Annotated in this window: 29 protein-coding genes and 1 pseudogene; 12 read left to right on the forward strand and 18 right to left on the reverse strand. The window is 72.3% G+C overall.

The genetic code is table 11. The annotated features are described in order from the left end of the window. Positions 1 to 84: 84 nt before the first annotated feature. From DWB68_RS06940 to DWB68_RS06950, 4 genes are all read left to right on the forward strand, one after another. Positions 85 to 573, forward strand: a complete 489-nt coding sequence (locus DWB68_RS06940) for a nucleoside deaminase (protein ID WP_119424423.1) — start codon at positions 85 to 87, stop codon at positions 571 to 573. Positions 574 to 643: 70 nt separating this feature from the next. Continuing rightward, positions 644 to 1,015 carry a Pr6Pr family membrane protein gene (locus DWB68_RS06945; protein WP_147391611.1) on the forward strand — a complete coding sequence of 124 codons (372 nt, stop codon included), beginning with the start codon at positions 644 to 646 and terminating at the stop codon, positions 1,013 to 1,015. 15 nt (positions 1,016 to 1,030) lie between these two features. Further along, the gene (locus tag DWB68_RS16160) at positions 1,031 to 1,411 is read left to right on the forward strand and encodes a Pr6Pr family membrane protein (protein WP_158588232.1); all 381 of its coding nucleotides are present in this window, start codon (positions 1,031 to 1,033) and stop codon (positions 1,409 to 1,411) included. Beyond that, positions 1,345 to 1,635 carry a nuclear transport factor 2 family protein gene (locus tag DWB68_RS06950; RefSeq protein WP_158588233.1) on the forward strand — a complete coding sequence of 97 codons (291 nt, stop codon included), beginning with the start codon at positions 1,345 to 1,347 and terminating at the stop codon, positions 1,633 to 1,635. Before DWB68_RS16160 ends, DWB68_RS06950 begins: the two co-directional genes overlap by 67 nt. Positions 1,636 to 1,858: 223 nt before the next feature. On the opposite strand, the gene DWB68_RS06955 is transcribed toward DWB68_RS06950, so the two are convergent. Beyond that, complete coding sequence (locus tag DWB68_RS06955) at positions 1,859 to 2,962, reverse strand: DNA alkylation repair protein (protein ID WP_119424426.1); 1,104 nt, start codon at positions 2,960 to 2,962, stop codon at positions 1,859 to 1,861. Positions 2,963 to 3,032: 70 nt separating this feature from the next. Between DWB68_RS06955 and DWB68_RS06960 the strand changes: the two genes are divergently transcribed. Together DWB68_RS06960 and DWB68_RS06965 are read left to right on the forward strand one after the other, a co-directional pair. Next, a complete protein-coding gene (locus tag DWB68_RS06960; RefSeq protein WP_119424427.1) occupies positions 3,033 to 3,659 on the forward strand; it encodes a DUF1697 domain-containing protein in 627 nt (208 codons plus the stop codon). 240 nt (positions 3,660 to 3,899) lie between these two features. After that, entirely contained in the window at positions 3,900 to 4,400 is a 501-nt protein-coding gene (locus DWB68_RS06965) for a DUF4188 domain-containing protein (protein ID WP_119424428.1), read from the forward strand. Positions 4,401 to 4,635: 235 nt separating this feature from the next. On the opposite strand, the gene DWB68_RS06970 is transcribed toward DWB68_RS06965, so the two are convergent. Further along, a complete protein-coding gene (locus DWB68_RS06970) occupies positions 4,636 to 5,004 on the reverse strand; it encodes a hypothetical protein (protein ID WP_119424429.1) in 369 nt (122 codons plus the stop codon). Between the two features lie 228 nt (positions 5,005 to 5,232). Here DWB68_RS06970 and DWB68_RS06975 point away from each other — a divergent pair, with 228 nt between their 5' ends. Next, positions 5,233 to 5,754, forward strand: a complete 522-nt coding sequence (locus DWB68_RS06975; RefSeq protein ID WP_119424430.1) for a rhodanese-like domain-containing protein — start codon at positions 5,233 to 5,235, stop codon at positions 5,752 to 5,754. 100 nt (positions 5,755 to 5,854) lie between these two features. Then, complete coding sequence (locus DWB68_RS06980; protein ID WP_119424431.1) at positions 5,855 to 6,418, forward strand: NUDIX hydrolase; 564 nt, start codon at positions 5,855 to 5,857, stop codon at positions 6,416 to 6,418. Positions 6,419 to 6,443: 25 nt separating this feature from the next. Here DWB68_RS06980 and DWB68_RS06985 read toward each other — a convergent pair whose 3' ends face one another. The 5 genes from DWB68_RS06985 to DWB68_RS07005 form a co-directional block, all read right to left on the reverse strand. After that, positions 6,444 to 6,914, reverse strand: a complete 471-nt coding sequence (locus DWB68_RS06985; RefSeq protein WP_119424432.1) for a VOC family protein — start codon at positions 6,912 to 6,914, stop codon at positions 6,444 to 6,446. A 145-nt stretch (positions 6,915 to 7,059) separates the two neighbouring features. Continuing rightward, a complete protein-coding gene (locus DWB68_RS16640; protein ID WP_233548658.1) occupies positions 7,060 to 9,345 on the reverse strand; it encodes an MFS transporter in 2,286 nt (761 codons plus the stop codon). 124 nt (positions 9,346 to 9,469) lie between these two features. Further along, positions 9,470 to 10,510, reverse strand: coding sequence for a hemolysin family protein (locus DWB68_RS06995; protein ID WP_119424433.1), 1,041 nt, complete (start codon positions 10,508 to 10,510; stop codon positions 9,470 to 9,472). Next, complete coding sequence (locus DWB68_RS07000) at positions 10,507 to 11,841, reverse strand: hemolysin family protein (protein WP_233548659.1); 1,335 nt, start codon at positions 11,839 to 11,841, stop codon at positions 10,507 to 10,509. Before DWB68_RS07000 ends, DWB68_RS06995 begins: the two co-directional genes overlap by 4 nt. Positions 11,842 to 12,195: 354 nt before the next feature. After that, complete coding sequence (locus tag DWB68_RS07005; RefSeq protein ID WP_119424434.1) at positions 12,196 to 13,716, reverse strand: MFS transporter; 1,521 nt, start codon at positions 13,714 to 13,716, stop codon at positions 12,196 to 12,198. 138 nt (positions 13,717 to 13,854) lie between these two features. On the opposite strand from DWB68_RS07005, the gene DWB68_RS07010 reads away from it, so the two are divergent. Continuing rightward, positions 13,855 to 14,409, forward strand: a complete 555-nt coding sequence (locus DWB68_RS07010) for a TetR/AcrR family transcriptional regulator (RefSeq protein ID WP_119424435.1) — start codon at positions 13,855 to 13,857, stop codon at positions 14,407 to 14,409. 101 nt (positions 14,410 to 14,510) lie between these two features. Here the strand turns inward: DWB68_RS07010 and DWB68_RS07015 are convergent, their stop codons facing one another. From DWB68_RS07015 to DWB68_RS07025, 3 genes are all read right to left on the reverse strand, one after another. Further along, entirely contained in the window at positions 14,511 to 14,717 is a 207-nt protein-coding gene (locus DWB68_RS07015; protein ID WP_119424436.1) for a hypothetical protein, read from the reverse strand. Between the two features lie 98 nt (positions 14,718 to 14,815). Further along, positions 14,816 to 15,832: a zinc-dependent alcohol dehydrogenase family protein gene (locus DWB68_RS07020; protein WP_119424437.1), complete on the reverse strand. Its 1,017-nt coding sequence runs from the start codon at positions 15,830 to 15,832 to the stop codon at positions 14,816 to 14,818. 201 nt (positions 15,833 to 16,033) lie between these two features. Next, the gene (locus DWB68_RS07025; RefSeq protein ID WP_119424438.1) at positions 16,034 to 16,888 is read right to left on the reverse strand and encodes an MBL fold metallo-hydrolase; all 855 of its coding nucleotides are present in this window, start codon (positions 16,886 to 16,888) and stop codon (positions 16,034 to 16,036) included. Positions 16,889 to 16,983: 95 nt separating this feature from the next. On the opposite strand from DWB68_RS07025, the gene soxR reads away from it, so the two are divergent. Next, positions 16,984 to 17,457: a redox-sensitive transcriptional activator SoxR gene (gene soxR, locus DWB68_RS07030; RefSeq protein ID WP_119424439.1), complete on the forward strand. Its 474-nt coding sequence runs from the start codon at positions 16,984 to 16,986 to the stop codon at positions 17,455 to 17,457. Here the strand turns inward: soxR and DWB68_RS07035 are convergent. After that, on the reverse strand, positions 17,367 to 18,341 hold the full coding sequence (locus DWB68_RS07035) for a DMT family transporter (RefSeq protein ID WP_119424440.1): 975 nt from the start codon (positions 18,339 to 18,341) through the stop codon (positions 17,367 to 17,369). The two genes, soxR and DWB68_RS07035, sit on opposite strands and share 91 nt — an antisense overlap. A gap of 99 nt (positions 18,342 to 18,440) precedes the next feature. Here DWB68_RS07035 and DWB68_RS16965 point away from each other — a divergent pair. Further along, positions 18,441 to 18,623 (forward strand): annotated as a pseudogene (locus DWB68_RS16965) (LysR family transcriptional regulator); the annotation flags it as partial. A 755-nt stretch (positions 18,624 to 19,378) separates the two neighbouring features. Here the strand turns inward: DWB68_RS16965 and DWB68_RS07045 are convergent. The 4 genes from DWB68_RS07045 to DWB68_RS07060 all read right to left on the reverse strand — a co-directional run bounded on the left by DWB68_RS07045 (position 19,379) and on the right by DWB68_RS07060 (position 22,284). Continuing rightward, complete coding sequence (locus tag DWB68_RS07045; protein ID WP_119424441.1) at positions 19,379 to 20,158, reverse strand: VOC family protein; 780 nt, start codon at positions 20,156 to 20,158, stop codon at positions 19,379 to 19,381. A 227-nt stretch (positions 20,159 to 20,385) separates the two neighbouring features. Continuing rightward, on the reverse strand, positions 20,386 to 20,766 hold the full coding sequence (locus DWB68_RS07050; RefSeq protein WP_119424442.1) for a hypothetical protein: 381 nt from the start codon (positions 20,764 to 20,766) through the stop codon (positions 20,386 to 20,388). A 96-nt stretch (positions 20,767 to 20,862) separates the two neighbouring features. Then, positions 20,863 to 21,840: a zinc-binding dehydrogenase gene (locus tag DWB68_RS07055; protein WP_119424443.1), complete on the reverse strand. Its 978-nt coding sequence runs from the start codon at positions 21,838 to 21,840 to the stop codon at positions 20,863 to 20,865. Between the two features lie 51 nt (positions 21,841 to 21,891). After that, entirely contained in the window at positions 21,892 to 22,284 is a 393-nt protein-coding gene (locus DWB68_RS07060; protein ID WP_119424444.1) for a DUF1304 domain-containing protein, read from the reverse strand. A gap of 65 nt (positions 22,285 to 22,349) precedes the next feature. Here DWB68_RS07060 and DWB68_RS07065 point away from each other — a divergent pair, with 65 nt between their 5' ends. After that, the gene (locus DWB68_RS07065) at positions 22,350 to 22,952 is read left to right on the forward strand and encodes a TetR/AcrR family transcriptional regulator (protein ID WP_233548660.1); all 603 of its coding nucleotides are present in this window, start codon (positions 22,350 to 22,352) and stop codon (positions 22,950 to 22,952) included. Positions 22,953 to 23,053: 101 nt separating this feature from the next. On the opposite strand, the gene DWB68_RS07070 is transcribed toward DWB68_RS07065, so the two are convergent. From DWB68_RS07070 to DWB68_RS07080, 3 genes are all read right to left on the reverse strand, one after another. Continuing rightward, positions 23,054 to 25,189 carry a heavy metal translocating P-type ATPase gene (locus DWB68_RS07070; protein ID WP_407645664.1) on the reverse strand — a complete coding sequence of 712 codons (2,136 nt, stop codon included), beginning with the start codon at positions 25,187 to 25,189 and terminating at the stop codon, positions 23,054 to 23,056. Between the two features lie 319 nt (positions 25,190 to 25,508). Beyond that, the gene (locus DWB68_RS07075; protein WP_119424447.1) at positions 25,509 to 25,754 is read right to left on the reverse strand and encodes an LPXTG cell wall anchor domain-containing protein; all 246 of its coding nucleotides are present in this window, start codon (positions 25,752 to 25,754) and stop codon (positions 25,509 to 25,511) included. Between the two features lie 128 nt (positions 25,755 to 25,882). Further along, entirely contained in the window at positions 25,883 to 26,272 is a 390-nt protein-coding gene (locus tag DWB68_RS07080; RefSeq protein ID WP_119424448.1) for a RidA family protein, read from the reverse strand. Positions 26,273 to 26,408 lie beyond the last annotated feature (136 nt).

Consider the following 26,408-nt stretch of genomic DNA (forward strand, 5'->3'; position numbering starts at 1 on the left):
CCGAGCACCACGCTACGGGCGAGCGGGCCGCAAGGGAACCATCCCCCTGGCCCCCCGAGCCGCCCGGGCCCTAGCGTGGGAGCCATGCCCCAACTCACCGAGACCGACCTGCTCCACCTGGCCCGCTGCGTCGAGCTGGCCGAGGAGGCCCTGGCCGACGGCGACGAGCCCGTCGGTTCCCTGCTCCTTTCGTCCGGCGGCGAGGTGCTTTTCGAGGACCGCAATCGCGTCAAGGACGGGGACCAGACACGCCACCCCGAGCTCGCGATCGCGCTCTGGGCCGTCCGCGAGCTCTCGCCCGAGGAGCGCGCCGCGTCCACGGTCGACACCTCGGGCGAGCACTGCCCCATGTGCGCCGCCGCCCACGCCTGGGTGGGGCTCGGGCGCATCGTCTACGCCTCGAGCTCCGCCCAGCTCTCCGCGTGGTGCGAGGGCTGGGGCCTGCCGCCCGCACCCGTGGTGGCGCTCCCGATCGGGACCGTCGCCCCGTTCACCCCCACGGCCGGCCCCGCGCCGCAGTTCGAGGAGCGGCTCAAGGCGCTGCAGGCGATCAGTCGCGGCGTCACGCCCTAGCCCCCAGGCGGCGGGGGGCTAGCTTCGTGAGCATGCCCCCCGTCTCATCGCCGCCGTCCGCCTCGCCGTGGTGGCGCTCATCGTCTTTGCGGTGGTGGTGAGCTACGCGGTCTCCGCCGCCACCCACGGCGCGCTGCCCAACCCCTTCAACTTCTTCGGCTTCTTCACGATCCAGTCGAACCTCCTCTCAATCGTGGTGCTCATGGGTGCCGCCGTGGCGCTGCTGCGCGACCGCGAGCTACGAGAGTGGTTCCACCTCCTGCGCGGCTGCGTCACGGCGTACATCGCGATCGTTGGCGTGGTCTACGCGATCCTTCTGGCGCCGCTCGGGGCGGCCGGCGGCGTGGAGGTTCCCGTCTCCAATGCGATCCTGCACATGGTCACGCCGCTGTACCTGCCGCTGGATTGGATGCTCTTCCGCGACCGCCCGGCCCTCCCCTGACGCAAGCTCTGGCTCGTGATCGCCTACCCGCTCGTGTGGGTCGCCGTGGTGCTGTTCCGCGGCGCCACGGACGGCTGGGTCCCCTACCCCTTCCTCAACCCGAGCATCGGCTACCCCACCGTGACGCTGTACTGCCTCGTGATCCTGCTCGTGGGGCTCGGCTTCGGCACGCTCGCCTGGTGGGCCTCGCGGCTGCGGACGCGCGGCCCGCCGCGGTTGATTCCCCCTGACGCCCGCCAGGAGATGCGCGCCCGCGCGCCGCACTCCCCTGGCCGCCGCGCCCTGCCCCGGCGACGATGGGCCCACGGCCCCTTCCCGAAAGGAACTCCATGCGCAGCATCGACGTGGTGCGCAAACACTATGCCGCCTCCGAGGCCGGCGACCTTCCCGGCATGATGGCCGACTTCGCGCCCAACATCGTGTGGACCGAGGCCGCAGGCTTCCCCACCGCCGGCGTGTACAACGGCCCGCAGGAGATCATCGACGGCGTCTTCGGTCCCACCGACGCCGCCTGGAACGGCTTCTCCGTGGGCGTTGAACGCCTCCTCGAGGACGGCGACACTGTGGTCATGATCGGCTGTGCTACACCGCGACCGCCAAGAGCACCGGGATCCCGCTGAATATCCGCACGGTGCACGTGTGGACGGTGCAGGACGGCAAGATCGTGGCCTTCGAGCAGATCTGCGACTCCCACCCGGCGCAGCTGGCCCTGAAGGGCTGACGCGCTTTTCCGTGCCCGACGGCGGGTGACCGGCCTGCAGGGGCCGGTCACCCGCCGTCGGGCTTTCCTTGGGTCTGGGGCGCCTCCGGCGCCCGGCCCGGCGCGCTCAGCTCGGCCGGACCCTAGGGTTCGAGCAGCTCGAAGGGCACCGGACCGTGGCTCGTCCCGTTCACGAGGAGCTCCACGGCATGCTCACCCGGGTAGTAGGCACGCGTGGTGATGGGGCGGAAGGAGAAGGCCCGCTCGATGTCGAGGCGCTCGCCCGGCGCCAGCGTGGGAGCGGCGAGCTTGAAGACCTTGCGGCGGGCCGCCCCACGCGCGCCGCGCAGGTGCAGCGCCCAGTCGATGGCCACGCGGGCGGGCGCCGCGCCGCGGTTGGCGACGGAGCCCTCGAAGCGCAGCTCGCCGCCGAAGGGCACCTCGGGGGTGGCGACGACCGGGCCCTCCACGCCCAGGTCCTCGCTCGAGAAGCCGAGCAGCCGCAGGGCCCCCGGCTCGCCACGCTTGATGAGCGTGCGCAGGCCGTGCTTGATGACCCACTCGCCGTTGCCGCGCGGCGCGGCGGCCCAGGCCTCGGCGGTGCTCAGCACCCACTGCGGATGGTGGCGCGAGTGGTCGTTGAGGTGGTTGGCGACGGAGCGATAGACGTAGTCCTGGGGGTCCCCGCGCAGCGCCTCGAGGATCGGGGCGGCGAGCCCGGGGTCCTTCACGAGGGCCGGGACCCGCAGGCCCCACGGCAGCAGGGGGCGCGAACCCTCGGAGGCGAGGCGGCGCACGTGGTGATGGGGGTGGCCCACCCAGCCGCGCATGATCTCGATGCCGCGCTCGGGGCGGGCGCGCAGCAGCTCGCGGATCGCGAATTCCGAGGTGTTGCGCGGCGTGAGCAGGGCCAGGATCTCCATCGCCTCGTCGAAGCTCCCCTCGTCGCCCGCCTTGAGGGCCGAGCGCGCGGCGGTGAGGCCGGCCGGCCAGATGAGCCAGCCCTCGAACGCTGGGTCCTGGGCCGCCACGCGCAGGCTCCCGGCCACTGAAGCGAAGTCTCCGGGGAGCTCCGCGAGGGCGGCCTCGGCGAGGGCGGAGGCCCGGGCGGAGAGCGCGAGCGGGGTCAGGGCCTCGGGTGCGGCGGCGGCGCGCAGGCCAGGCAGTTCCCGGCCGGAGGCGGCGGAGAGCGCCGCGTGGAAGGCGGCGGCCTGCGGGGCGCCCAGGAGCTCGTCGGCCATCGGCATGCGTGGTGTCCTTCGCGTGGGAGGGGCCGCGGGGCACCGCGGTGTCTGCCCTCCAGCCTAGGGTGGGCCCATGACCGAATGGGTGGCCCTGCTGCGGGGCATCAACGTGGGCGGCGTGAACATCAAGAGCGCCGAGCTGGCCGGGCTGTTCCGCGAGTCCGGCTTCGACGCCGTGAAGACCGTGCTCGCGACTGGCAACGTGCTCTTCTCCTCGCCGGAGGAGGCGGGCGATACCGTTGCGGCCGAGGGCCTGCGCACCCGGCTCGAGGAGCTGCTCTCGGAGCGCTTCGGCTACGAGGCCCGTGTGGTGCTCGAACCACGGGCCCGGATCGCGGGCGTCGCGGCGGCCTACCCGTACGCCGAGTCGGCGGCGCATCACGCCTATGTCGTCTTCGGCTCGGATCCCGGGGCCCTGGCCGCACTGCTCGACGACGCCGCGGGGCGAGGACTGAGCGTCGATGCTCCGGCCGCCGACCGGGAGGGGGTCCGGGCCTCCGATGCGTTGGACCGCGGCTCGGCCGGGCCCGTGCCCGTCGCCGAGGGCGCGGAACGCGTGAGCGCCGGCGAGGGCGTGCTCTATTGGGCCTGCCCTCGCGGCTCCAGCACTGACACCCCGTTCTCCAAGCTCACGGCCGCGGCGCGCCACAAGCCCTCGCTCACCACGCGGAACCTCAACACGGTGCGCAAACTGCTCTAAGACCCCGGGAGAACCCCTCCCACCCCGAAATCGGAGTGCCAAATGTACGGTTTTTGGCCCAAAACCGTACATTTGGCACTCCGATTTTTTGGGAGAGGTGGAGGCTCACCGAGCGGCGGGGGTGGAGGCTCACGGGGCGAAGGCGATGGCCGAGGCTTCGTGACAGATGTCAGGTGTTCTTCGCGGCCGGGTCTGCCACGCTGAGGGGCAGGCAGCTACCGCCGCTCGCGAGGAGTGATCATGGGCCCGTTTCCCGCCGTCCACCCCGGCCGCTTCACCGACGCCGGAGACGAGGAGGTGACCGTCTTTCTCATCGGCATGCGCTTCAACAAGCCCTGGAAGGTCCATCGCTGGCTGCCCGTTTTCGTGGCCATGCCGCGCATGATCGTGTACCTGAAGCGCCACCCGGCGCAGGGTTTGCTCGGTCTGCACGGTTGGGCCGGCCGCACCATCCTGATCCTGCAGTACTGGCGCAGCGTCCAGGAGCTGCAGGCGTTCGCCTCCGCGGCTGATGCACCCCACCTGGCCCCGTGGCGGCGCTTCATGAAAACGGTGAGGAAGGACGACGCCGTGGGCATCTGGCACGAGACGTATCGCGTTGCCCCGGATCACCGGGAGAGCGTCTACGTCAACATGCCGGCGTTCGGGCTCGCACAGGCCACGGGGCACGCACCGGTGGACCACGGATCCCGCACGGCCAAGCAGCGCATGAGCCGCCGCGGAGGCCGGAGCGCGGGCTAACTCAAGGAGGAGGCACCCGCGCCCGTCTCGTCATTCCGGGCACAGGCGCTCGGCGGCTCCACCCCCGGGCTCGGCCGTCTCTCCACGAAATCGGAGTGTCAAATGCACGCTTGTCGGCCAAAAAGCGTGCATTTGGCACTCCGATTTTTGGGGGATGGAAGCGCACGACGGCGCGCCGCTGGGTGGGCACGAGGGTGCAGCCAGGCCAGTGCGGGCCGCGTCCGACTGTCCCGTCTCAGCAGGCAGGGCGCAGGTGCCAGGCTTCCTCGCCGAGGGCGTCCCAGACGAGGCGCGCGAGCGGATGGCTCAAGGCGCGAGCGGCGAGGGTCCCGGCAGATTCCCCTGCCCTCGGCGTCAGCGCCGAGACGGCGGAGGCGATCTCCTCGCCGAAACTCGCGGCCAGCTCGGCCTCGGTGACCTGCTCGAGGGAAAGGTGCAGCCACGCGACGGCCACGGCGGGGTGGCGTTCGCCGCGGCTTTCGCCGACGCGCGCGGCCAGTTCAGCCAACGCCTCGCCGAGCCCGCGGCCCCGGGCGTCGGTGCTCCCGGCGTGCAGCCCCCTGGCCAACACGCGGGCGCCGATGGTGAGGTCTCTGCCGTCCACGCATCCTCCTGATCAACGTCTGCGGGTTTAAGCCTAGGCCGGGCCCCCGACGCTTTGCCCATCGGTGACACCCCGACGCATGACGTCGCGTGACGCCGGGTGACCCCCGCTGACGCCATCCCGTGACAGCGCGCCGGGGGTGGTGCGACGCTCGTGCTCCGCCCGAGCGACACCGGAGACCACCTTGTCGCTCACCCCAGCCCAACCGACCGCCCCAAGGAGCGCCCCATGAGCCTCGCCCCGCTGCTGATCGACGTCCGTTCCGCCGCCGAGTTCGAGGCAGTGCACGCCCCGGGCTCTGTCAACGTGCCGCTTCCCGTGCTCCTCGAGCACCGCGCAGAGGCGGCGTCCAAGCTGCGCGGCCCCGTGACGCTGCTCTGCGCCTCGGGCGCCCGCGCCGAGGAGGCCAGGACCGCGCTGGCGGGAGAGGGCTTCACCGACGCCACGGTCCTCACGGGCGGCGTCAACGCCCTCGAGAAGGAGGGCGGCGCCGTGCGCACCTCCGGGACATGGGCCCTGGAGCGCCAGGTCCGCCTCGTCGCCGGCTCGCTGGTCCTGGCGGGACTGGCCGGCGGCCGCTTCCTCTCCCCCAAGCTCCGCGGCCTCTCGGGGATCATCGGCGGCGGTCTGACCGTCGCCGCCCTCTCCAACACCTGCGCCATGGGTTCGTTGCTCTCCCGCGCCCCGTGGAACCGTGTCGCCCACGAGCCCACGGCCGAGGAGGCCCTGGCCGCCCTCGAGCGCGTCTGAACCACGCGCCGTCGGGCACCTTGGACCTGACTTCAGCGCCCGACGACGCCCGCCCGCCGCGGGCGGGCGCCTCACCGTCCGCCGTGGCAGGCTGGAGGGCATGAACGCCCAGCTGCTGCACGACGTCGAGACCCTCCTGGCGGGCTGGGAGAAGCGCTGGGGCACCCCCGACGCCCGCGAGGCGGCGGCTCTTGCCGACGCGCGGGCCGCGCTGGCCCAAGAGCCGCCGGCGCTCCTGCGCCACCCGTGGCGGACCCACGTCACGTGCAGCGCCTTCGTGTTCTCGTCCGATCTGCGCTCCACCCTGCTGGTGCACCACGTGAAGGGCGACTTCTGGGTGCAGCCGGGTGGGCATCCCGAGGACGACGACGCCTCGGCCATCGGGGCCGCCCTGCGCGAGGCGCGCGAGGAGACGGGCGCCTCCCCGCTGGGAACGCCGGTGGTCGTGGACCTCGACCACCACGCGCTCTCCGGCGCGTTTGGCCATTGCGCGTCTCACCTGGACCTGAGCGTGGCGGTGCTCGCCGACCCGGAGGCGGCGCTGCTCGTCAGCGCGGAGTCCCACGATCTCGCATGGTTCCCCGTGGAGGAGCTGCCTGCAAAGCTGCCGAGCGGCTTTGCGGCGCGGCTGGCCCGCGTGCTCGCGCGGACCGCGGCGCTCTAGGCCGCGACCGCCCGGCGGGAACCGCTCAGGCGCCCGTGCCGCGCAGCCCCTCGATGTCCAGCTTCTTCATGCTCATCATGCGCTCAAAGGCGCCGGGCGAGGCCATGAGTTCGCCCATGTTCTCCGGCACGATCTGCCAGGACAGGCCGTACTTGTCCTTGAGCCAGCCGCACTGCTCGGACTCCGGGACGGCGGAGAGCGCCTCCCAGTAGCGATCGATCTCCGCCTGATCGGCGCAGTCGACGATGAGCGAGATGGCCTCGTTGAACTTAAACTCCGGGCCGGCGTTGATCGCGTCAAACTTCACGCCGCGCAGCGTGAACTGGATGGAGAGCGGCTTGCCGGCCAGGTGCTTCTGGAAGTCCAGCAGGCCCTCTTCCGGATACCGTGCCACGTTCAGGATCTCGGAGTCCGGGAAGACGCTCACGTAGAACTCGACGGCCTCCAGGGCGACCCCGTCGAACCAGAGGGACGGGGTGATCTTCTGCTCTGCCATGACGCCTCTTTCCGCCGGGGCCGTCTCTGCGCGAGGCCCGGCCCCCACGCTAGAACGCTCCGCCCCGCCACGCTAGGGGCGCGGCGCCGCGGCCGCATCGACGCCCCGGCCGCAGCGGGGCCAGGGCACCGCGGAGCGGGCGCGCTCAGCGCCGGCCTGCATCCGCCGCGCTGGCCGCGCCGGAGACCACCAGGAGCGCGCACGTCATCCAAATGGCGCCCGCCGGCCCCCACGGCGCCGCCACGAGCCCCGCCAGCAACGGCATCAGCACCTGCCCCAGGCGGTTGCCCATGAGCCGCACGGCCAGCGCCGAACCGCGCCACGCACCCGGCACCGATTGGGAGATGAGGGTCATGGTCAGCGGCTGCCCGATCCCGAGGAAGAAGCCTCCGATCACGAGGAACACCGTCGCCACCGCGATGCCGGGCCCGCCCGGCCACCAGGCCAGGGCGAGCGGGGGCAGCGCGAGCGTGGCCCCCGAGCCGAAGAGGCACGAGAGCATGAGGAGGGTGCGCCCCACGCGCCCCACCATCCACGGCAGCACGGCGCGGCAGATGATCGAGGCGAGCGCGCGGATGGCCAGGAGCGTGCCGATCACCCCGGGATCGATCCCCAGCTCCTCGCCCACCACGGGCAGGAACGCGGTCAGGATGTCCAGCATCGAGAGCAGGCTCAGGGCCGCGAGCATCGCGGCCGGCACACCGGGGCGCCGCATGATCTTGAGGACCGTCGGCCGCCCCTCCGGCGCCCCCGGCACCGCGCCCCCTGGCGGGGCCTGAACGTCACCGCCCGACGCCGCGTGGCCGGCCGCGGCGTTCGCCTCGCCTTCCGCTGGGGCCTCCCCCGCGTCGTCGGGCGGGCCGGGGGCGATCTCCACCTCGGTGCGCCGGTCGCGGGGCGAACCGGGCAGGGGCGCGACGAAGAGCAGCGTGCCGGCGGCCGCGATGGCGGCGCCGACCCAGAGCGCCGTCTGCACGGCGCCCAGCCGCCCGTCGCCGTGCGCCGAGCCGACGATGAGCCCGCCCAGGAACGGGCCGATGAGCTGGCCCACCGAGTAGGCGGCGGTGAACCAGCCGAAACCGACGTCCAGTTGGCGCGGACTCGAGTAGCGGGCGATGGCCGATTGACCGGCGATCGTGAAGGCCAGGTGGCCGAAGCCGAGCACCGCGGAGGCGGCGATGACGCCCCAGAGGTTCGGCGCCAGCGCGAGGCCCACCCCGGCCAGGCCGAGCGTCGCGGCGCCGACGGCGAGCAGCACCCGCAGCCTGAGCATGCGATCGGAGAGCCGGCCCAGGGCGATGGCCACGGCGAGCGGGATGATGGCGTAGGCGGCCGTCGCGACACCCACGGCCACGGAATCGGCGCCGAAGGCCAGGAGCTTGTAGGACGTCACGGGACGCAGAAGATTCAGGCCCGATTGCGTGAAGACCGCGGCGACGATGAGCACCCAGAGCCAGGGTGTGCCGGATCGCTCCCTCGTCGAAGCGGCCCGCGCCATGCCCATCCCCCGCACCCTTGTCTGCTGCGCCCACCCTATCGCCGGGGATCGCCCCAGCCCCGCGAGCGTTACGAGGCAGAGGCGGAGGCAGACGCGGACGAGGCCACGGCCTCCGCAAGTTGCTTGCTCGCCTGCCCCCCCGAGCAGGAACCCCTGGGCGCGGGGGCTGCGCTTCTCCGAGCCCCAGACCGTAAGCCGCAGCGAGGCGTTCTGCGCCAGGTGGGTGGGGACCACGCGACACCAGGATCGCGTGCTTCCCTCGGCCGCGGCGGCGCCCGCCGCATCGGACGGCGTCGATTCGGGGGCTTCGGCGGCGCACCGCGTTCCGGAGTGGACCGCCCCGTCCTCGGTGAGGACCGCGGCGCGCGCGGCGTCGAGCCGCTCGCCCGTCAGGGTGGAGACCTCGCGAACCTCCACGGTGAACGTCACGGTCGAGTAGCCGCTCGGGTCGATCGCCTCGCCCGCCGCGGCGGCGCTCAACGGCGCAATGGAGACATCCACGAGCCGCAATCCGACCCACTGCCCCTCGATCCACTCCCCCGGGGCTGCGGCCCGCACCTCCCCGAGGTCGCGGTGCAGCCTGGCCGGTCTGGTCAGCGGGCCCTCCCGCGCGCGCGTGCCCGACCCCAGGAGCGCGTCGCGCTGTTCCTGCAACGCCAGCTCGCGCTGGCCCTCGGGGCTGTTGACCCACGCCCTGTGTTCGTCCATCGAGATGCTCAGCCCGCTCCACACCGCGATCGCGTACCCGGGGGGCGCCGCGAGCAAGCCGACGAGTAGCAACACACCTGCCGCCACCCAGGACCTCGTGGGCAGCTGACCCCTGCGGCGGCGCCGCAGCCCGCGCACCACGAGCCACACGACGCAGGCCGCGAGGAGCACCGCCGCGGCCCAGAACGTGGCGATCGGCATGAAGGCCCACGAGAATTTATCCATACGTTAGTTAATCCCTCATGGGCGGACACACTACAAGCCCCTCACAACGAAACGCCCGCCCACCTCAAGGAAGGTGAGCGGGCGTCGTCGTGCCTCAAGAACCGGACCTGCGGGCCGTGGGCCGTCAGGCCCCCGGCCGGCTGTCGTCGCGGATGCGTCCCACGAGCTCCTCGAGGACGTCCTCGAGCGTGATGAGCCCGTCCGGCTCGCCGTCCGCGCCGAGCAGCAGGGCCAGGTGGGCGCCGTCGCGCTGCATGGCGCCCAGGGCCTCACCCACGGGCGTGCCGGCGGCGAAGCGCGGCAGCTCGCGCACGCTCGCGGAGGGCAGCGGCGCCTGGCGGGCGTCGCCCGTGGTGCCGATGACGTCCTTGACGTGCACATAGCCGGCCCAGCCGCCGTCGGCGGAGCGCAGCGGAAAGCGGGAGAAGCTGCGCGCGGCGGCCTCCTCCACCCCCGCGGGCGTGACGCTCAGCGGCAGGGAGACCACGGACTCGAGCGGGATCCGCACCGAGTCCACCGTGCCGGCCCCGAAGCGCAGGGCGCCCAGGAGCAGGGCCTCGTCGCCGTCGTCGATGGCGCCGCCCTCGGCCGATTCGCGGACCATCGCCGCGACCTCGTGCTGGTCGAAGGTGCTCGCGACCTCGTTCTTCGGCTGGACCTTGAACAGGCGCAGGATCCCGTTGCCGATCGCGTTCATGAGCCACAGCACGGGCTGCAGCACGCGCACCAGCACCACCATGGGCGGGCCGAAGCGCAGGGCGGTCTTCTCCGGGCCCGCGAGCGCGATGTTCTTGGGCACCATCTCGCCGAGCACCACGTGCAGGTACGTCACCACGGCGTAGGCGATGACGTAGGAGAGCACGTCGATCGCGGTCTCCGGCACGCCCCACGAGCCCAGCGGACCCTCGACGGCGTGCTTCACGAAGGGCTTGGTCACGTAGCCGAGCGCGAGCGAGCACACGGTGATGCCGAGCTGCGCGCCGGCCATGACGAGCGAGACGTGCTCGAGCGCCCAGAGCGTCAGCTTGGCGGCGCGCCCGCCCTCGCGGGCCTTGGGCTCGATGATGGAGCGGCGCGCCGAGATGAGCGCAAACTCCCCCGCCACAAAGAAGTAGTTCGCGGCCAGGAGGGCCACGGTCAGGACGATCGCAACGACGTCGTTCACTTGCCCTCGTCCTCGTCCACTTCGGTGACGCTTGCCTCGAGGCGCGCGATGCGCGCCCCGTCCATCTCCAGGACCGTCAGGGTCACCTCGGAGGCGGGCAGCTGGTATTCACCGGCGGTGCGGAGCACGACGACGTCGCCCTCCTTGGCGATGCGGCCCAGCTCCAGCGTGAACAGGCCGGCCACGGTCTCGTGGTCGGCACCGTCCGGAATGCGGGCGCGCAGGATCTCGGTGGCCTCGTCGGGGCGCAGGGCGCCGTCGATCTGCCACACGCCCTCGGAGACGGGGCTGGCCACGGCCTCTTCGGGGTCGTGCTCGTCGACGACCTCGCCCACGAGCTCCTCCACGAGGTCCTCGAGGGTCAGCAATCCGGCGACGTCGCCGGTTTCGTCGATGAGGACGGCCATCTGCAGGCCGCCCTCGCGCAGGGTGTCCATGAGCTCGTCCAGCTCCACGGTGTCCGGCACCAGCGTGGCCTCCTCGGCCACGGTGGCGACGGCCGTGGTGGCGCGTTGCTCGTAGGGCACCGCGAGCGCGCGGCGCACGTGCACCACGCCGTCCACGGAGTGCACATCGCCCTCCGCCACGGGGAAGCGCGAGTGACCGGTGTTCGCCGAGAGCTCCAGGAGCTCCTGGATGCTCGTGGCGCCGGAGACCGTGACCATGCGCGTGCGCGGGGTCATGGTGTCGTGGCCGCGGCGATGGCCGAAGGCCACGGAGCGCTCCAGCAGCTGGGCCGTGTGCTCGGGGAGCACGCCCTCGTGCGCGGAGTGCTGGGCCAGGGCCACGAGCTCCTCCGGGGAGCGCACCGAATCCAGGTGCTCCGTCGGCGTGATGTTGAACAGGCGCAGGATCGCGTTGGCCGTGCCGTTGAAGAAGACGAGCAGCGGCTTGGTCGCGGCGGAGAAGCCGCGCTGGAAGCCCACCACCTGGCGGGCCGTGGCCAGCGGCTTGGCGATGGCCAGGTTTTTGGGGACCAGCTCGCCGAAGACCATGGTGACGACCGTGGCGAGCACGAGCGAGATGATCACGGAGAGGGTGCGGGCCGCCGCCTCGGCGAGGCCGGCGCCCGTGAGGGGGCCGACGACGATCGCGGCCACGGCCGGCTCGGCCAGGAAGCCGATGCCGAGGTTGGTCAGGGTGATGCCGAGCTGGGCTCCCGAGAGCTGCGTCGACAGGGTGTCCATGCCCTTCAGGACGCCCATCGCACGCTTGTCGCCCGCCTCGATGGCTGCCTTGACGTCGTTGCGGTTGACGGTGATGAGGGAGAACTCGGCGGCAACAAACATGCCGCAGGCGGCCACGAGAAGGAGGGCCAGAACGATTGACACTATTTCCACGATCGGCACCCCCGCTCAGGACTCAAAGGGGTGGGTGCCGGGTGACACGGCAGAGGGGGCTTCAAAGAGCCCGGACTGTCGCCAGGGGCGTTCATCATTCCTTTCTTCGCCGCCGGTTCCGGCGGCACGGTGAAGTTTCATTGTCCTGGAGGCCGAGCCGCCGTGCCAGGCGTCAGGGCGCCAGGAGCCCGACTCCCGGCGATTTCCCAGGGACGAGGGGCCCGTTCAGCTGCCCGACGCCGGATGGTTCCCCGGGTGTCTCACCCCACCGTGGGTGGGGTGAGACACCCGGGCGAGCGCGCGTCGTCGTGCCCTTGGAAGGGACCCACGGAGCGGCCGGGCCGATCAGTGATCGGCCGCCACACGCTCGCCCACGAGCTTGGGTGAGGGGATGACTTTGAACGCGATCACTGCCCCGGCGAGCGTGATGATCGCCGCGATGATCGAGGTGGTTTGCATGGCCGAGGTGAAGGCGTGGCGGGCCGCCTCGCCCTCGGCCGAGGCCGGGTCGAGGATCGTCATGGCCGTGGCGAGGGACTCGCGCACACCGTGCTCCTCGCCGCCGCCGAGGCCGGCCGGCAGGTTGATCCGATAGAGCGCCGTCATGACGGAGCCGAGCACCGCGATGCCCAGCGCCACGCCAAGCTCGTAGGAGGTCTCGGAGATGGCCGAGGCCGAACCCGCCTTGGCCGGCGGGACGGCGGAGACCACGGCGTCCACCGTGACGGTCTGAGCCAGGCCCACGCCGAGGCCCACGGGGATGAGGGCGAGGCCGAGCCAGAGGTAGCTCGCGGCGCCCTCGGCGATCGCGATCGCCACGAGGCCCACGCCCGTCAGCGCCAGGCCTGCGGCGATGGTGCGGCCGGCGCCGAGCTTGGTCAGGAACCAGCCCACCAGGAGGACGACCGCGATCGAGGCGAGGGTGGCGGGGAGCTCGGCGAGGCCGGCCTGCAGCGGCGTGTAGCCGCGCCCGAGCTGGAGGTACTGCGAGAAGAAGAACAGCAGGCCCGTGAGGGCAAAGACGGCGATGAACTGCGAGAGCACCGAGCCGGCAAACGCCGGCACCTTGAAGAGGCTCACGTCGATCATGGGCGAGGCGAGGCGCTTCTGGCGCCGGATGAACCACCAGCCGAAGGCGAGGCCGGCCAGCAGGCAGACCCCACCCAGGGCGTCGAATCCGGACTGCACGGTGTGCTTCACGGCGTAGACGAGCGGGACGATCGCCGCCATGGACAGCGCCGCGGAGAGCAGGTCGAAGCGGCCCGGGTTCGGGTCCTTGGACTCGGGCAGCAGGAAGAAGCCACCCACGACGAGGACGATCACCACCGGCACGTTGATGAGGAAGACGGAGCCCCACCAGAAGTGCTCGAGGAGGACGCCACCCACGAGCGGGCCGAGGGCCGCGCCGCCGCCGGCCGCGGCGGACCAGATGGCGATGGCGCGCGTGCGCTCCTTGGCGTCCGTGAAGATGTTGCGGATGAGCGAGAGCGTGGAGGGCATGAGCGTGGCGCCGGCGACGCCGAGCAGCACGCGGGCGGCGATGAGCCACTCCGGGCTGGGCGCGAAGGCCGCCACGAGCGACGCGGCGCCGAAGAGTGCCGAGCCGATGAGGAGCAGGCGCTTGCGGCCGATCCGGTCGGCGAGCACGCCCATCGTCACGAGCAGGCCGCCGAGGGCCAGCGAGTAGACGTCGCCGATCCACAGGATCTGCGTGGCGCTCGGCTGGAGATCCGCGGTCAGCGAGGGGACCGCGAGGTAGAGGACGGTCCCGTCGATGGCCAGCAACAGGACCGCCAGCACGAGGATCGAGAGGGCGGCCCAACGGCGCCGATGCGCGGAAGGGTGGGGCGGCTGGGCGGTGCTCATGCCAAAACTGTACCGTCCGGGCGGTAAAGTCGTCGAGACCGCGAGACTGCACTACGGTGACGGGAGGATGAGCGCCTCGCGGCTCGCCTCCTCACACCTCGACACCGCGCCACGGCGCAGATCGGAGCCACACGGGCCATGGGACGGATCAGTGGCCGGGACGCCGAGGCCACGCGGCGGCTTGTCCTCGACGCGGCGGCGCGGCGCTTCGGGAGCCACGGCATCGAGGCCTCGCTCGACTCGATCGCCGAGCTCGCCGGGGTCTCCAAGGGCGGGCTCAAGTACCACTTTGCCTCCAAGGACGCGCTCCTGCGGGCCCTCGCCGAGGACCAGCTCCTGGAGTTCCGCGCGGAGGTGCACTCCTTCATCCGGGAGGGCGACGACGGCCCGGGCCGCCTCACGCGCGCCTACGTCGCGGCGACCCTCGACGCCCTCACCAACGCCGATGCCATGCTTGAAAAGCACGCCCTCATGGCCCAGTTGAGCACCGTCCCGGTGGTCCGCGAGGCCTGCCGCGAGGACGCCGCCTGGTGGGACGCGGCGATCGCCGCCGACGGCACCGATCCCGTCACCGCCGCGCTCGTCGTGGCCGCCGCCGACGGCCTCGCCGCCGCCCCGCTTTGGGGCGCCGAGTACGCCCCGGAGCTCCTGGCACAGATCGGCGAGCGCCTCGTGGACATGACCCGCGCCTGAGCGCGCGCCCTTCCTCCCACAGCACGACGGCGCGGCGGGGCTCCCAGACCCGCCGCGCCGTCGTTCACTTCAGGTCCGTCCGCCTCGATAGAGGCGAACCGCTAGGCCTCCGGATCGGTATCCGTGTACGCGCCCACCGAGTCGGAGCTCTCCCCCTCGGTGTAGCTGCCCTCACCCACGGTGCGGCCGGCACTCTCGCCGTCGGCGAGCTCCACCTCGGTGTAGTCGCCCTTCTCCTTGCCGCGCAACGCGGGATCCTGCCCCGTGCCTTCGGCGTCCACGTACTGTCCCTCGTCGATCTCGGCCATGGCGTTCCTTCCGGTTACAACTCGGACGGCACCGGGCGCGCCGTCATCGCCGATCCTCGCCCGCGGACGCGCCGCTGACAAGGGTTTGCGCCGAGGCGTCAGGGGCGCAGCAGCGCCTTGATGGTGGTGCGCTCGTCCATCGCGGCGTACGCGGCCGGTGCTTCTTCCAGCGGGACGTCCATCGTGAAGACGCGTCCCGGGTTGATCTTGCGATCAAGGATCAGCTGGATCAGCTCGGGCAGGAAGCGGCGGACGGGCGCGCCGCCGGCCACGATGTGCACCTCGGCTCCGAAGATCTCGCGGCCGGAGAGCTGCACGCCGTGGGCCACGCCGAGGATGGTCAGGTAGCCGCCACCGCGGGCGCAGCGCAGGCCCTGCTCAATCGATTCCTGCGTGCCCACGGCCTCCACGACGCCGTGCGCGCCGAGGCCGTCCGTGAGCTCCTTGAGCTTGGCGACGCCCTTGTCTCCGCGCTCCTCGATGATGTCGGTGGCTCCGAACCCGCGGGCCAGCACCTGGCGATCGGCGTGACGCGAAAAGGCGATGATCCGCTCGGCGCCGAGCTGCTTGGCGGCCAGGATGGCCAGCAGGCCCACGGCGCCGTCTCCGACCACGGCGATCGTCTTGCCGGGGCCGGCCTGGGCCTCCACGGCGCCGAACCAGCCGGTGCCGAGCACGTCCGAGGCGGCCAAGAGTGAGGGGATGAGGTCCTCGTCCGGGTGCTCGGGGGTGGGCACGAGGGTGCCGGCGGCGTTGGTGATGCGCACGTACTCGGCCTGGGCGGTGCCGACGCCGTGGGCGTTGACGCACTTGGACTGGTAGCCCGCCTGGCAGATCTCGCACGTGTTGTCGCTCGTGATGAAGGAGCCGACCACGAACTGGCCCACCTCGAGGCCCGTCACCTCCGAGCCGAGCTCCTCGATGATGCCGACGTACTCGTGGCCCATCTGGTGGGAGTGCTGGGTGGGGATGACGCCGCGATAGTGCCAGAGGTCGGAGCCGCACACGCAGGCGGCCACCACCTTGAGGAGGGCGTCGGTGGGGGCCTCGATCTGGGGGCGGGGCAGCTCCTCGACGGTGACGTCGCGGGTGCCGTTGATCATGGTGGCGCGCATGGCTCTCCTCGAACGGTTGAAGGGGTTCACCTCATGGTGCGCCCGTCGGCGCGTGCGCGCAAAGCCTGGCGGCGCGATCGGGGGCGCCGGGGACGCCGGTCCCGGCGGGGCGGGTGCCGCAGCATCCGGAAAACGACGAAACATCCACGATTCGACGATGCTCCGTCGTTTTTCGGATGCCCGGCGGGGCGTCACCCGGGTTCACACCGGGCCGGTGAGGTGGTCGAACTCCCCGCTCACCCAGCGGGCATGGCGCTCGGCCGAGGACGCGATGGCCTCCCCCGCGCCGCGCAAGACGCGACCCTGGAAGTTGTCGTAGAGCCGCTCCACGTCGTAGCGGGCGGCCACGTGGGCGGCGATCCGTCTGACCGCCCCCGCCGAAAGGGGCAGGCGGTTGGGGAACGAACGCATGAAGCTGACCCAACCCGCCCGCGGCACCGCGGCGATCGTGTCCCCGCTCAAGAGAACCCCAGCGCCGTCGGCGCCGCGGAAGTGCACCACCGAGGAACCAGGGACGTGCCCGCCCGGCTGCGAGGCGCGCACGCCGGGAACGGGTTCCAGCTCGCCCGACCACACGCGCAGGCCCGGGAAGTCGCGGGTAACCCAGCCGGCGTCCGGCTCCGAGACCCACACCGGCGCGTCGTCGAAGGCGGCCGACCAGGCCGATTGCACGCCGAACATGTGGGGGTGGCTCGGGACGATGGCGGCCATGCCGCCGAGGGCGCTCACGGCCTCGATCGCTGCGCCGTCGATGTAGGCGGGGACGTCCACGAGGACGTTGCCCCTGTCCGTGACGACCAGCTTGGCCTGCTGGCCGACGCCCACGTGACCGCGGGTGTTGAGCTCCCACAGCCCGGGCTCCAGCTCCTTGAGCTCGATCGCCGCGCCTCTCGCCGCTTGCTCGGCGGGCGAGCTCCAGCGCTGCACCCCGTCGGCCGCGAGGTACTGCCGCTCGTCCGCGCAGACGGGGCACGTCCCGTGCGGGGAGTCGGTCTCCACGCCGCACAGGGCGCATTGCGCCGCGGTGAGTTCCGGTCGGGTGGCCTGAGATGTCATGGGTTCCTCTCCGCGCCGGGGGACGTCCCCGGCGCTGCCACCACCCTCCAACCTCAAGTGGACTTGAGGTCAAGCCCCGCGGAAGACTGGCTGCCATGAAGGACTCAGGCGATCTGCTGGCGATCGGCGAGGTGGCGCGGCGCTCCGGGCTCGCCGTGTCGGCGATCCGCTACTACGAGCAGCTCGGGCTGATCGCGAGCGAGCGCACCGGCGGCGGACAGCGGCGCTTCCACCGCTTTGTGCTGCGCCGCCTCGCCGTCATCCATGCCGCCCAGCGGGTGGGGGTGCCGCTGGCCAGAATCGCGGCGGACCTCAAGCCGTTTCCGCTGGACGCACCGCTGAGCAAGCGCGACTGGGTCCGCCTCTCCAAGGCGTGGCGACCGCTCCTGGAGGCGCGCATCGCCGAGCTGAGTGCCATCCGGGACGGCCTCTCGATGTGCATCGGCTGCGGCTGCCTCTCCATGCGTCAATGCGCCGTCTACAACCCGGACGACGCCCTGGGCGCCGACGCGGCCGGCCCCCGGCGCCTGTTCCCGCGGCTCGAGGACGAGGGCGACCTGCCGTTCTGAGCGCGGCGGCGCTCCCCCGCGGGGCCGGTCCGCCCCGTGCGCAGCTGCAGCACCACGGCGCCCGCGCCGAGCGCGAGCCCCACGCCCGTGAGGATGCCGGGCACCTCGCCCACGAGCGGCCAGGACAGCACCGAGGCCGCGGCGGGGATGAGCGCGAATTGCAGCGAGGCCGTCCGCGCGCCGAACGTGCGCACCGTCGAGGCGTAGAGCGTGGTGCCGGCGAGCCCGCACAGCGTCAGCAGGACCGGGAGCGCCCAGGCCCCCGGCTCCGCCGAGACGTGGCCGGGCATCGCCGCGGCCAGGCCGAGCGCGAGCGGCACGGAGACGCTCACGCCGATCGCGGTAAACGCGAGCGGGTGCACTCCCCCGAGCGCGCGGCCCTGAATCAACGAACCGCCCGCGAGCCCGAACAGCCCCACGAGCGCGCCCACCACGCCGGGACCCACGGCGGGGTTCTCGAGGATACGCGGGAGGCAAGCCACGGCCACCGCGGCGGCGGCGAGCGCCACGGCGATCCAGGCTCGCGACCCGATGCCGCGGCGCGTGACCGCCACGCTCAGGAGCGCCGTCACGGCCGGGTTCAGCGCCACGACCAGCGCCGTCACCCCGGCCCCCACGCCGTGCGTCATGGCCCAGTACGCGCCGAGGAACTGCGCGCCCTGCACCAGCAGGCCGGCGGCGAGCGCCGCGAGCAACGCGCCCCGGGCCGGCAGCGCCAGCCCGCGCAGCAGCACCACGGGCCAGAGCAGGGCCGCCGTCAACACAAAACGCAGGGCGATGAGCCAGAACGGCGAGAGGCCCTGGAGAGCCAGGGCGCCGAGCGGGTAACCGGCGGCGTAGACGAGCACGGTGGCGGTGCCGAGGGCGAGGAGTCGGGTGTTCATGTCCTCCAGGCTGGGGCCGCTTCGCCCCCGCGCCGCCAACCCATCAGGAATCTCGATGATTCATTGCGGTGCCCCGCCCGCGCCTGCCACGCTAGGCGGGTGAGAACCCTCGACATCGCCGCGCTGCGCTCGCTCACGGCCGTCTCCTCCTTCGCGGGGGTGGCACGGGCCGCAGAGGTCCTGCACGTCTCCCAGCCCACGGTCTCCGGGCACCTGCGCCGCCTCGAGGCCGAGCTCGGCACGCCGCTCACGCACCGCCTGGGCCGCAACATCGCCTTCACTTCGGCGGGCGAGGATCTCGTGCGCCGCGCGCACCGCCTCCTTGCCCTGCACGACGACGCCGTGGACGCCTTGCTGGGGCGGGCGGGGGATGAGCTCGTGGTCGCCGCGAGCGACCTCGCGGCCGCGCCGTTGGTCCGCGTCGCGGCCGCTGCGCTGCAGGAGCGGTTCCCCGGGAGGCCCGTGTGTTTTCGCTTCCACCGCTCCGAGCGGTTGCGGGCGATCGTCCAGGAGGGCGGGGCCGATGTGGTGCTCGCCTTCACCGACCTGGGCACGGGGTCCGTCACCCTCGGCCACGCGGAGCTGGGCTGGTTCCGCGCCGACTCCGATGTCCCCGTGCCCGAGCACCGGCTCGTGCTCTTCACCCGGCCGTGCAGCCTGCGCGAGGCGATCGAGGATACCGTGGAGGGCCTCGGCGTGAACGTGGCCCGCGAGGCCCTCGACCTCACGGGCGTGCTGTCGGCCGTACGCGAGGGCGTGGGCCTCACGGCCCTCCCCCTGGGTCACCGCACCGAGGTGGGGCTGCGCCGCGTCGAGGGCCCCGCTGCTCTGCCGACCCTGCGGCTCTCCGCGCCTCGGCCTGGCGGCCAAGCCGGTGCTCGAGGCGCTGCGTGCCGAGACGGCGCGCGTGCAGCCGGGCGCCTGAGTCGGCGGCCCCGCGCCCGAACCCGTTCGCGCGGCCTCCCCGGGGACGCGACAGGGCGCCGCCCCAGAACGGGACGGCGCCCTCACACACCGGGTCGCCCGGCGGGGCGCTGCTACTCGGCCGCCGGCAGCTGGATCAGGCCGAAGGCCTCGCCCTCGGGACCGGTCACCACGGACATGCGCCCGAACGGCGAGTCCATGGGCGGCATGAGCACGGTGCCGCCGAGCTCGCCCACCTTGGCCGTATCGGCGTCCACGCCGGCCGAGCCGAACCACGTGAGCCAGTAGTTCGGCACCCCCTCAGGGATGTCGGTGTCCAGCTGGATCCCGCCCAGGCCCTCGCCCTGAGGCTCGCGGTCGAAGGTGGCGTACGTGAGCCACTCGGAGGAGAGGTCGTTGAAGGTGTAGCCGAAGAGCTTGCCGTAGAACTCCTGCGCCGCGACGAAGTCATGCGTGTGCAGCTCGTTCCAGATCAGGGCACCCGGCTCGTTGTAGAGGCCCGCGCCGATGTGCAGCTTGGCCTCCCACACGCCAAACGCCGCCCCCACGGTGTCGATGCCCACGAGCATGCGCCCCACGTCCAGGACGTCGAAGGGCTCCACGGCCACCTGGCCCCCGGCCGCCTGCACGCGCGCCGCCACGTCGTCGGCGGAATCCGCGGCGAAGTATGTGGTCCACACGCACGGCCAGTTCGGGTCCATCGCGGGGCCGATGCCGGCCACCTGGTGGCCGCCCTTGGACGCCATGTTGTAGTGCCCGGCCTCCTCGCCGGCGTCCTGAAACTCCCAGCCGAAGAGGCCGCCGTAGAACGCCTTGGCGCCCTCGAGATCCTTCACCGACAGGTCCACCCAGCTGGGCGTTCCCTCGGGCCAACGTTCGCTGCGAATGGGCATGGCGCTCCTTCGAGCCGGAGGGCCTCCCCGGCCCTCATCGGCGGCCGCGAAGCGCGGCCTCGCACAAGGTAGCCCCGCGCCCCGACACCGCACCAGGGGCGCGGCAGGACTTTTCCGGACGGTTCATCGCGCGGCCGCCGGGCGGGCCGGGGCTCAGCCCGGCGAGCTCCCCCGGCGCACGTCGGCGACGTGGTGGGAGATGTCGTGTTCAACGAACTGCAGCAGGCTCAGCACCGTGAAGGGCACGCCGTCCCCGCGGTGGCCGCGGCGGCCCAGTCGCGCCGCACCACGTTGGCGACGTCGCCGTCCCAGTTCGCGAACTGCGGGTCGTCGGTCTCCAGCATCGAGGCCACGCGCAGGGCCAGCAGCCGGGCCATGTCCCTCACATGGGATCCGTATTCAATGGCGGACCACACCGTGGGCTCGGGCCGCACGGCCGCCTCGGGACCGGCCAGCAGCGCCGGCCACGCGCCCAAGGCGCGCGTCAGCTCCTCACGCAAGCGCCCGACGTCGGGCGTTGGCTCCCAGCCGCATTCGCGGCACCCGCTCTCCAGGACGAAGGTCCAGTCGCGGCTTTCGCTTGGGATGCTCGGTGGGTGCCGTTCCATGCCGGGGCAGTACACCTAGGCAGCCCGCAGCCAGCCACAGCAACGAGGGGCCCCGCACGGCATGCCGTGCGAGGCCCCTCGCGATTCAAGCCGGAATCAGGGGCGCAGGAGCACCTTGCCCGTACGGCCCGGGGTCGCCTGCAGCTCGAGCGCGGCGGGCAGCTCGTCGAAGGCGAAGACGCCGGCGGTCGGCAGGGTCACCTGGCCCGCTGCCACTCGCTGGAAGATCTCACCCATGAGGGCTGCCTTCTGCGCGGGTTCCATCGCGGCGGAGACCTTTGAACCCCAGAAGCCGCGCACCGTGAGCTCCTTGAAGATCACATCGGAGGACGGGATGGGCATGGTGTAGCCGGCCATGGCGCCGAACACCACGAGCGTGCCGCCCTGCGCCAGGAGCTTCACGAGCTCGCCGGCGATGTCGCCGCCCACCTGGTCCACGGCGGCCTTGATGGGGGCGCCGCCCGTGATCTCCAGCGCGCGCTCGCGCCACTGCGGATCCTCGGTGGAGACCACGGTCTCGATGCCCTGCGCCGCCAGCTCGGCCACGCCGGCCTCGCGGCGCACCACGCCCAGGGCGTTGACGCCGCGGGCGCGGGCGAACTGCGTCACGAGGCGGCCCACGGCGCCGTTGGCTCCGTCGATCACGAGCCAGTCGCCGGCCTCGAGGCCCAGGGAGTCCAGCAAGGACAGCGCCGAGAACGGCATGGAAATGAGCTGCGCGGCGGCCTCGTCGGCGATGGCGTCCGGGACGGGGATCAGGCCGGCGGCGGAGGCCGTGAAGAGCTCGGCCCAGGCGCCGAAGCGCCCGCCGATCACCACGCGCTGGCCCACGGCCAGCCCCGTCACGCCCTCGCCGAGGGCCTCGACCACACCGAGCGCCTCGGTGCCGGCGCCGGCGGGGAGCTCCGGCTTGAAGCCGTAGACGCCCTTCACGGTGAGGACGTCGTGGTTGTGGATGGGGCTCAGGACCAGGCGGACGAGGGCCTCGCCGGCGCCCGGGGTGGGGGCTTCGGCCTCGGTGGGACGTAGGACGGCGGCGGGATCGCCGAAGGTCTCGTGGGACAGGACGCGCATGGTGTTGCTCCTAGAAAACGCGGGGTGGTGCTGAGTGAAGTACAGGGGCGCTCAAGTGAGCGCGGCGCCAAGGGCCGTGAGGACGACGGCGAGCAGCGGGAGGGTGCCCTGCTTGAGGGCGGCGGCGCGGTGCTGGCGCGAGGAGAGCAGCAGAACCAGCGCGGCGGCGAGCATGCTGCCCACCCCGGCGAGGACGAGCGTGAGGCCGACGGTCCGCGCGCCGGCCGCCACGGCGATGACGCCGCCGGCGGCCATCAGCGCCAGGAAGAGGTTGTAGAAGCCCTGGTTGAAGGCCAGCGGCTTGGTCACCCTGGCCTCCTCGGCGCTGCCGATCCCGAAGGTCTTGCGCGCGGCGGGACCCTCCCAGGACACCGACTCCATCCAGAAGATGTACACGTGCAGGGCCGCGGCGAGCGCGGCAAGGATGAGCCCGGCGACGAGCATGACGACCTCCGTTTATTGGACCGACCGTTTCACTATATGCTGAAACGGTCGGTACACAAGTCGCCGTGCCGACGGAACAGGAGCTTGGCATGGGCCGCACCCGCACCTTCGACACGGACGCCGCCGTCCTCGCCGCGCGCGAAACCTTCTGGGCGCGCGGCTTTGAGGAAACCTCGGTCCCCGACCTCGAGGCCGCCACGGGCCTGAACCGTTCCAGCCTCTACCACTCGTTCGGCTCCAAGCGCGGCCTCTTCGACGCCGCCGTGCGCAGCTACCTCGACGAGGTGATCCGCCCGCCACTGGTCCCCTTGATGCTCGACGACGTGGCACCCGGCGCGCTGCAGTCCTACCTTGAGCGCGTGGCCGGCTGGGCCGGCTCCGCCGGCCAGGGCAACGGTTGCCTCCTCCTCAACGCGGCGGCCGGCGGGCTCGCCCACGACGAGACGATGTCCGAGGGCATCCGCGCCTACCACGCCGAACTGCTCGCGGCCCTGGGCCGCGGGGTCCGCGCCGCCCGCCCGAACCTGGACCCGAAGGCCGCCGACGAACTCGCTGCGGAGCTCACGGGGTCCGTGGTGGCGGCACTGCTGTTGGTCCGCGTGGACCCGGCGGCCGCCGAGCAGCTCCTACGTCTGGCCGCCCGCCGCGCGGAGGCGGCCGCTTCCTAGCCGCACTTAGAGCTATCACCCCGGGCTGCCGCTCCCCTTCACCCCTCCACTCCGATCAGGGGGGTGGTTGCGGCGCCGAGGAACGCCGGGGGACCCTCCGCTCAGCGTCCCACGGCGTCGAGGCTCAGGTCCACGCGCCGCAGGCGCTGGGCGTTGAGCGCTACCACCACGGTGGACGCGCTCATGAGCAGCGCCCCCACACTCATGGGCATCACGATGCCCCACGGCGCGAGCACCCCCGCCGCGAGCGGCACGGCCAGCAGGTTGTAGCCTGCTGCCCACCCCAGGTTCTGCTTCATGATCTTGGTTGAGGCGCTGGAGAGCGTGCGCAGGGCCACGACGGCGCGCGGATCACCCGAGGCGAGGACCACGCCGGCGGAGCCGATCGCCACGTCCGTGCCGCCGCCCATCGCGATGCCAACATCGGCCGAGGCGAGCGCCGGGGCGTCATTCACGCCGTCGCCCACCATGGCCACGACCTTGCCCTCCGCGCGCAGCTCGGCGACCTTGCCCGCCTTCTCCTCGGGGCGCACCCCGGCAAAGACGCGCCGGATCCCCAGCTCCGCGGCCACGTAGCGCGCGACGGGCTCGGCGTCGCCCGTGATCATCACGACCTCCACACCCTGCGCCCGCAGCGCCGCCACGGCGGCCCGCGACTCGGGGCGGATCGCATCGGCGAGGCGCAGCGCGCCGATCACCGCGCCATCGCGCGTCACGTGGAGCACGGTGGCTCCCTCCGCGCCCCAGGAGGGCGCGACGTCGAGCGCTTCAAGCCCCTCCTCCGCCAGGAGGGCGGGCCCGCCCACCCGCACGACGGAGCCTCCCACCAGGGCGCGCACGCCCACCGCCGGGTGGCTCGCGAAGTCGGTGGCGGCCGGCACCGCGAGTCCGCGCTCGGCAGCGGCGGCCACGATGGCGCGGGCGAGCGGGTGCTCGCTGTCCGCCTCCGCGGCCGCCGCGAGCGCGAGGAGCACGTCCTCGCTTACGCCCGCCACGGGATGGGCGGCGGTGACGGCCGGAGCGCCCTCCGTGAGGGTGCCGGTCTTGTCGAAGAGGACGGCGTCCACGGTGCGCATGGTCTCCAGCGCCAGGCGGTCCTTGACGAGCAGCCCGGAGCGGGCGGCCTTGGCCGTGGCAATGGAGACGACGAGCGGGATGGCCAGGCCGAGGGCGTGGGGGCACGCGACGACGAGCACTGTGATGGTGCGCTCGACCGCGGAATCCGGATGGCCGAGCGCCATCCAGACGATGGCGGTGATGACCGCAGCACCGAGGGCAAACCAGAAGAGCCAGCCGGCCGCGGTGTCGGCGAGGCGCTGGGCGCGAGTCGTGGAGCTCTGCGCCTCGGCGACCATGCGGGAGATGCCGGCCAAGGCGGTGTTGTCTCCGGCCGCGGTGACCCGGACGCGCAGACCCGAGTCGGTGGCGACGGTGCCGCCCACGACCGTGTCCCCCACGCCGCGCTTGACCGGCGCCGACTCACCGGTGATGAGCGATTCGTCCAGGTGGGCCTCGCCCTGCGTGATGGTGCCGTCCGCCGGCACGGCACCGCCGGGGCGCACGACGACGAGGTCGCCCACGCGGAGCGCGGCGGGGGTCACCGTGACGACGTCCTCACCCTCGATGCGTTCGGCCTCCTCGGGGAGCAGGGCCGCGAGGGAGTCCAGGGCGCTGGAGGTCGCGGCGAGCGAACGCATCTCGATCCAGTGGCCCAGCAGCATGATCACGATGAGGAGCGCGAGCTCCCACCAGAACTCCAGGCTCATGGGGAGCAGGTGCAGGCTGGAACCCCACGAGGCGAGGAAGGCGACCGTGATGGCCAGCGCGATGAGCGTCATCATGGCGGGCTTGCGGGCCTTGAGCTCGTCCACGGCGCCGGTGAGGAACGGGCGGCCGCCCCACACGTACATGACCGTTCCGAGCACGGGCGCGATCCAGGCGGTCCAGCCGCCCATCGGCAGCTCGTAGCCGATGATGTGCGCGAACATCGGGCTGAAGGCCACGACCGGCACCGCAAGGATCAGCATGATCCAGAAGAGGCGACGGAAGACCGCGACGTGGCCCGCGTGGCCGCCGTGAGCGGCGTGGCCCGCGTGCTCATCATGACCAGCGTGGCCGGAGTGGTCCGCGGCGGTGCCACGCCCCTCGTGGCCCTCATGCCCCGCGTGATCCATGGGCTCGTGGTGGTGGCCGCTCGCCGCGGGAGCGCTGCCGTGGTGTTCGTGGTGGGCGTTCATGCGGCCAACCATATACCCCTAGGGGGTATATGGCAAGTGTGGCTTCCCTCGGTCCACAGAACTTGGAGTGCGAAATGCACTCAAGGAGCGGCCCTTGAGCGCATTTCGCACTCCAAGTGGCCGGCGGCCGGAACTCGGCTGCGCGCCACACCCCAGCGCAGACAAAAAGGAAGCCCCGGCCGATCCGGCCGGGGCTTCCTGCGTCATCACTCGCACCCTTGAAGGTGTCTACGACTCTACGAACTCACCCGATGAATACGCTGTGGGCCACCACGACGTTCCCTGCTCACTCCCCGGGAACGCGCTGACATGACGGGCGTCACTCGGACTCGGCATCCTGCCGCTTGCGCCGACGGTTGCTCACGATCATGAGTCCCACGGCCAGCACGAGCAGCACCGCGCCGATCCCCAGGAGCAGCAGCATGCCGCTCGAACCGGTCGCGGCGAGCTGGGGAGAGTCGGCGAGCGACGAGGCGGAGGCCGGCGCGGCCAGCCCGATCATCGTCGCCACCACCGCGAACGCAGACAACGCGGCAACACTCAGCGAGGACTTCAACGACTTCATGACATCTCCAGTGTTCGAGCGGCAGGTCGGCACCCGAAGGTGCGCCCCCAGGTTCCTCCCCCAGCCCCACTCATTCAAGGGCCGCGCCGTGAAGGCAAGCACCCGCCGCCGTGCATCCCCTGTCCGGTTCAGTCCCCGAACACCGCCACGAGGTCGCAGTGCACCAGGGCGCCGCCGTCGAGGAGCGCGGACATGGCCTGGCGGGCCGGGCGCGAGGCGGCGTCAGGGAAGGCCTCGAGCCAGAGCCGGTTGAGCTCGTTGCGGTCCCGGTAGTCGGCGAGCCAGAAGGTCATCTTGGCGACGTCGTCCAGGGAACCTCCGGCCGCGGCCAGCACCGAGCGCGCGTGGGCAAAGACGTTCGCCAGCTGCTCCCCGAACCGCTCTGGCATCTCGCGGGTCACTGGATCGCGCCCCGTGAGCACCCCGGAGAAGAGGAACGGCCCCATGCGGCAGGCCGCCGGGATGGGGTTGGCGTGGCCGAAGCCCTCGATTTCGATGCTGGTGCGCGGCAGGCTCATGAGTCCCAGTTCACCACGGTGTTCTCGATGGACGCGCGCACCATGTCTCCAGGCACCAACCACCGCTCCGTTCACGCTCCCGGGTACGCTCGGAGGGAACGAGCGGGACCGCCGTTCCGGTCGGGAACGGCCCACC

This window comes from Galactobacter valiniphilus (genome assembly GCF_003575975.1).
Classification (GTDB): domain Bacteria; phylum Actinomycetota; class Actinomycetes; order Actinomycetales; family Micrococcaceae; genus Galactobacter; species Galactobacter valiniphilus.

Excerpts from the sequence above, each read along its gene's own strand:
- DWB68_RS06940 (WP_119424423.1), top strand. The coding sequence starts at position 85 with ATGCCCCAACTCACCGAGACCGACCTGCTCCACCTGGCCCGCTGCGTC.
- DWB68_RS06950 (WP_158588233.1), top strand. The coding sequence starts at position 1,345 with ATGCGCAGCATCGACGTGGTGCGCAAACACTATGCCGCCTCCGAGGCC.
- DWB68_RS06955 (WP_119424426.1), bottom strand. The coding sequence starts at position 2,962 with ATGCCGATGGCCGACGAGCTCCTGGGCGCCCCGCAGGCCGCCGCCTTC.
- DWB68_RS06960 (WP_119424427.1), top strand. The coding sequence starts at position 3,033 with ATGACCGAATGGGTGGCCCTGCTGCGGGGCATCAACGTGGGCGGCGTG.
- DWB68_RS06965 (WP_119424428.1), top strand. The coding sequence starts at position 3,900 with ATGGGCCCGTTTCCCGCCGTCCACCCCGGCCGCTTCACCGACGCCGGA.
- DWB68_RS06975 (WP_119424430.1), top strand. The coding sequence starts at position 5,233 with ATGAGCCTCGCCCCGCTGCTGATCGACGTCCGTTCCGCCGCCGAGTTC.
- DWB68_RS06980 (WP_119424431.1), top strand. The coding sequence starts at position 5,855 with ATGAACGCCCAGCTGCTGCACGACGTCGAGACCCTCCTGGCGGGCTGG.
- DWB68_RS06985 (WP_119424432.1), bottom strand. The coding sequence starts at position 6,914 with ATGGCAGAGCAGAAGATCACCCCGTCCCTCTGGTTCGACGGGGTCGCC.
- DWB68_RS16640 (WP_233548658.1), bottom strand. The coding sequence starts at position 9,345 with ATGGATAAATTCTCGTGGGCCTTCATGCCGATCGCCACGTTCTGGGCC.
- DWB68_RS07005 (WP_119424434.1), bottom strand. The coding sequence starts at position 13,716 with ATGAGCACCGCCCAGCCGCCCCACCCTTCCGCGCATCGGCGCCGTTGG.
- DWB68_RS07010 (WP_119424435.1), top strand. The coding sequence starts at position 13,855 with ATGGGACGGATCAGTGGCCGGGACGCCGAGGCCACGCGGCGGCTTGTC.
- DWB68_RS07015 (WP_119424436.1), bottom strand. The coding sequence starts at position 14,717 with ATGGCCGAGATCGACGAGGGACAGTACGTGGACGCCGAAGGCACGGGG.
- DWB68_RS07020 (WP_119424437.1), bottom strand. The coding sequence starts at position 15,832 with ATGCGCGCCACCATGATCAACGGCACCCGCGACGTCACCGTCGAGGAG.
- DWB68_RS07025 (WP_119424438.1), bottom strand. The coding sequence starts at position 16,888 with ATGACATCTCAGGCCACCCGACCGGAACTCACCGCGGCGCAATGCGCC.
- soxR (WP_119424439.1), top strand. The coding sequence starts at position 16,984 with ATGAAGGACTCAGGCGATCTGCTGGCGATCGGCGAGGTGGCGCGGCGC.
- DWB68_RS07035 (WP_119424440.1), bottom strand. The coding sequence starts at position 18,341 with ATGAACACCCGACTCCTCGCCCTCGGCACCGCCACCGTGCTCGTCTAC.
- DWB68_RS07045 (WP_119424441.1), bottom strand. The coding sequence starts at position 20,158 with ATGCCCATTCGCAGCGAACGTTGGCCCGAGGGAACGCCCAGCTGGGTG.
- DWB68_RS07050 (WP_119424442.1), bottom strand. The coding sequence starts at position 20,766 with ATGGAACGGCACCCACCGAGCATCCCAAGCGAAAGCCGCGACTGGACC.
- DWB68_RS07055 (WP_119424443.1), bottom strand. The coding sequence starts at position 21,840 with ATGCGCGTCCTGTCCCACGAGACCTTCGGCGATCCCGCCGCCGTCCTA.
- DWB68_RS07060 (WP_119424444.1), bottom strand. The coding sequence starts at position 22,284 with ATGCTCGTCGCCGGGCTCATCCTTGCCGCGCTCGCCGCGGCCCTGCAC.
- DWB68_RS07070 (WP_407645664.1), bottom strand. The coding sequence starts at position 25,189 with ATGAACGCCCACCACGAACACCACGGCAGCGCTCCCGCGGCGAGCGGC.
- DWB68_RS07075 (WP_119424447.1), bottom strand. The coding sequence starts at position 25,754 with ATGAAGTCGTTGAAGTCCTCGCTGAGTGTTGCCGCGTTGTCTGCGTTC.
- DWB68_RS07080 (WP_119424448.1), bottom strand. The coding sequence starts at position 26,272 with ATGAGCCTGCCGCGCACCAGCATCGAAATCGAGGGCTTCGGCCACGCC.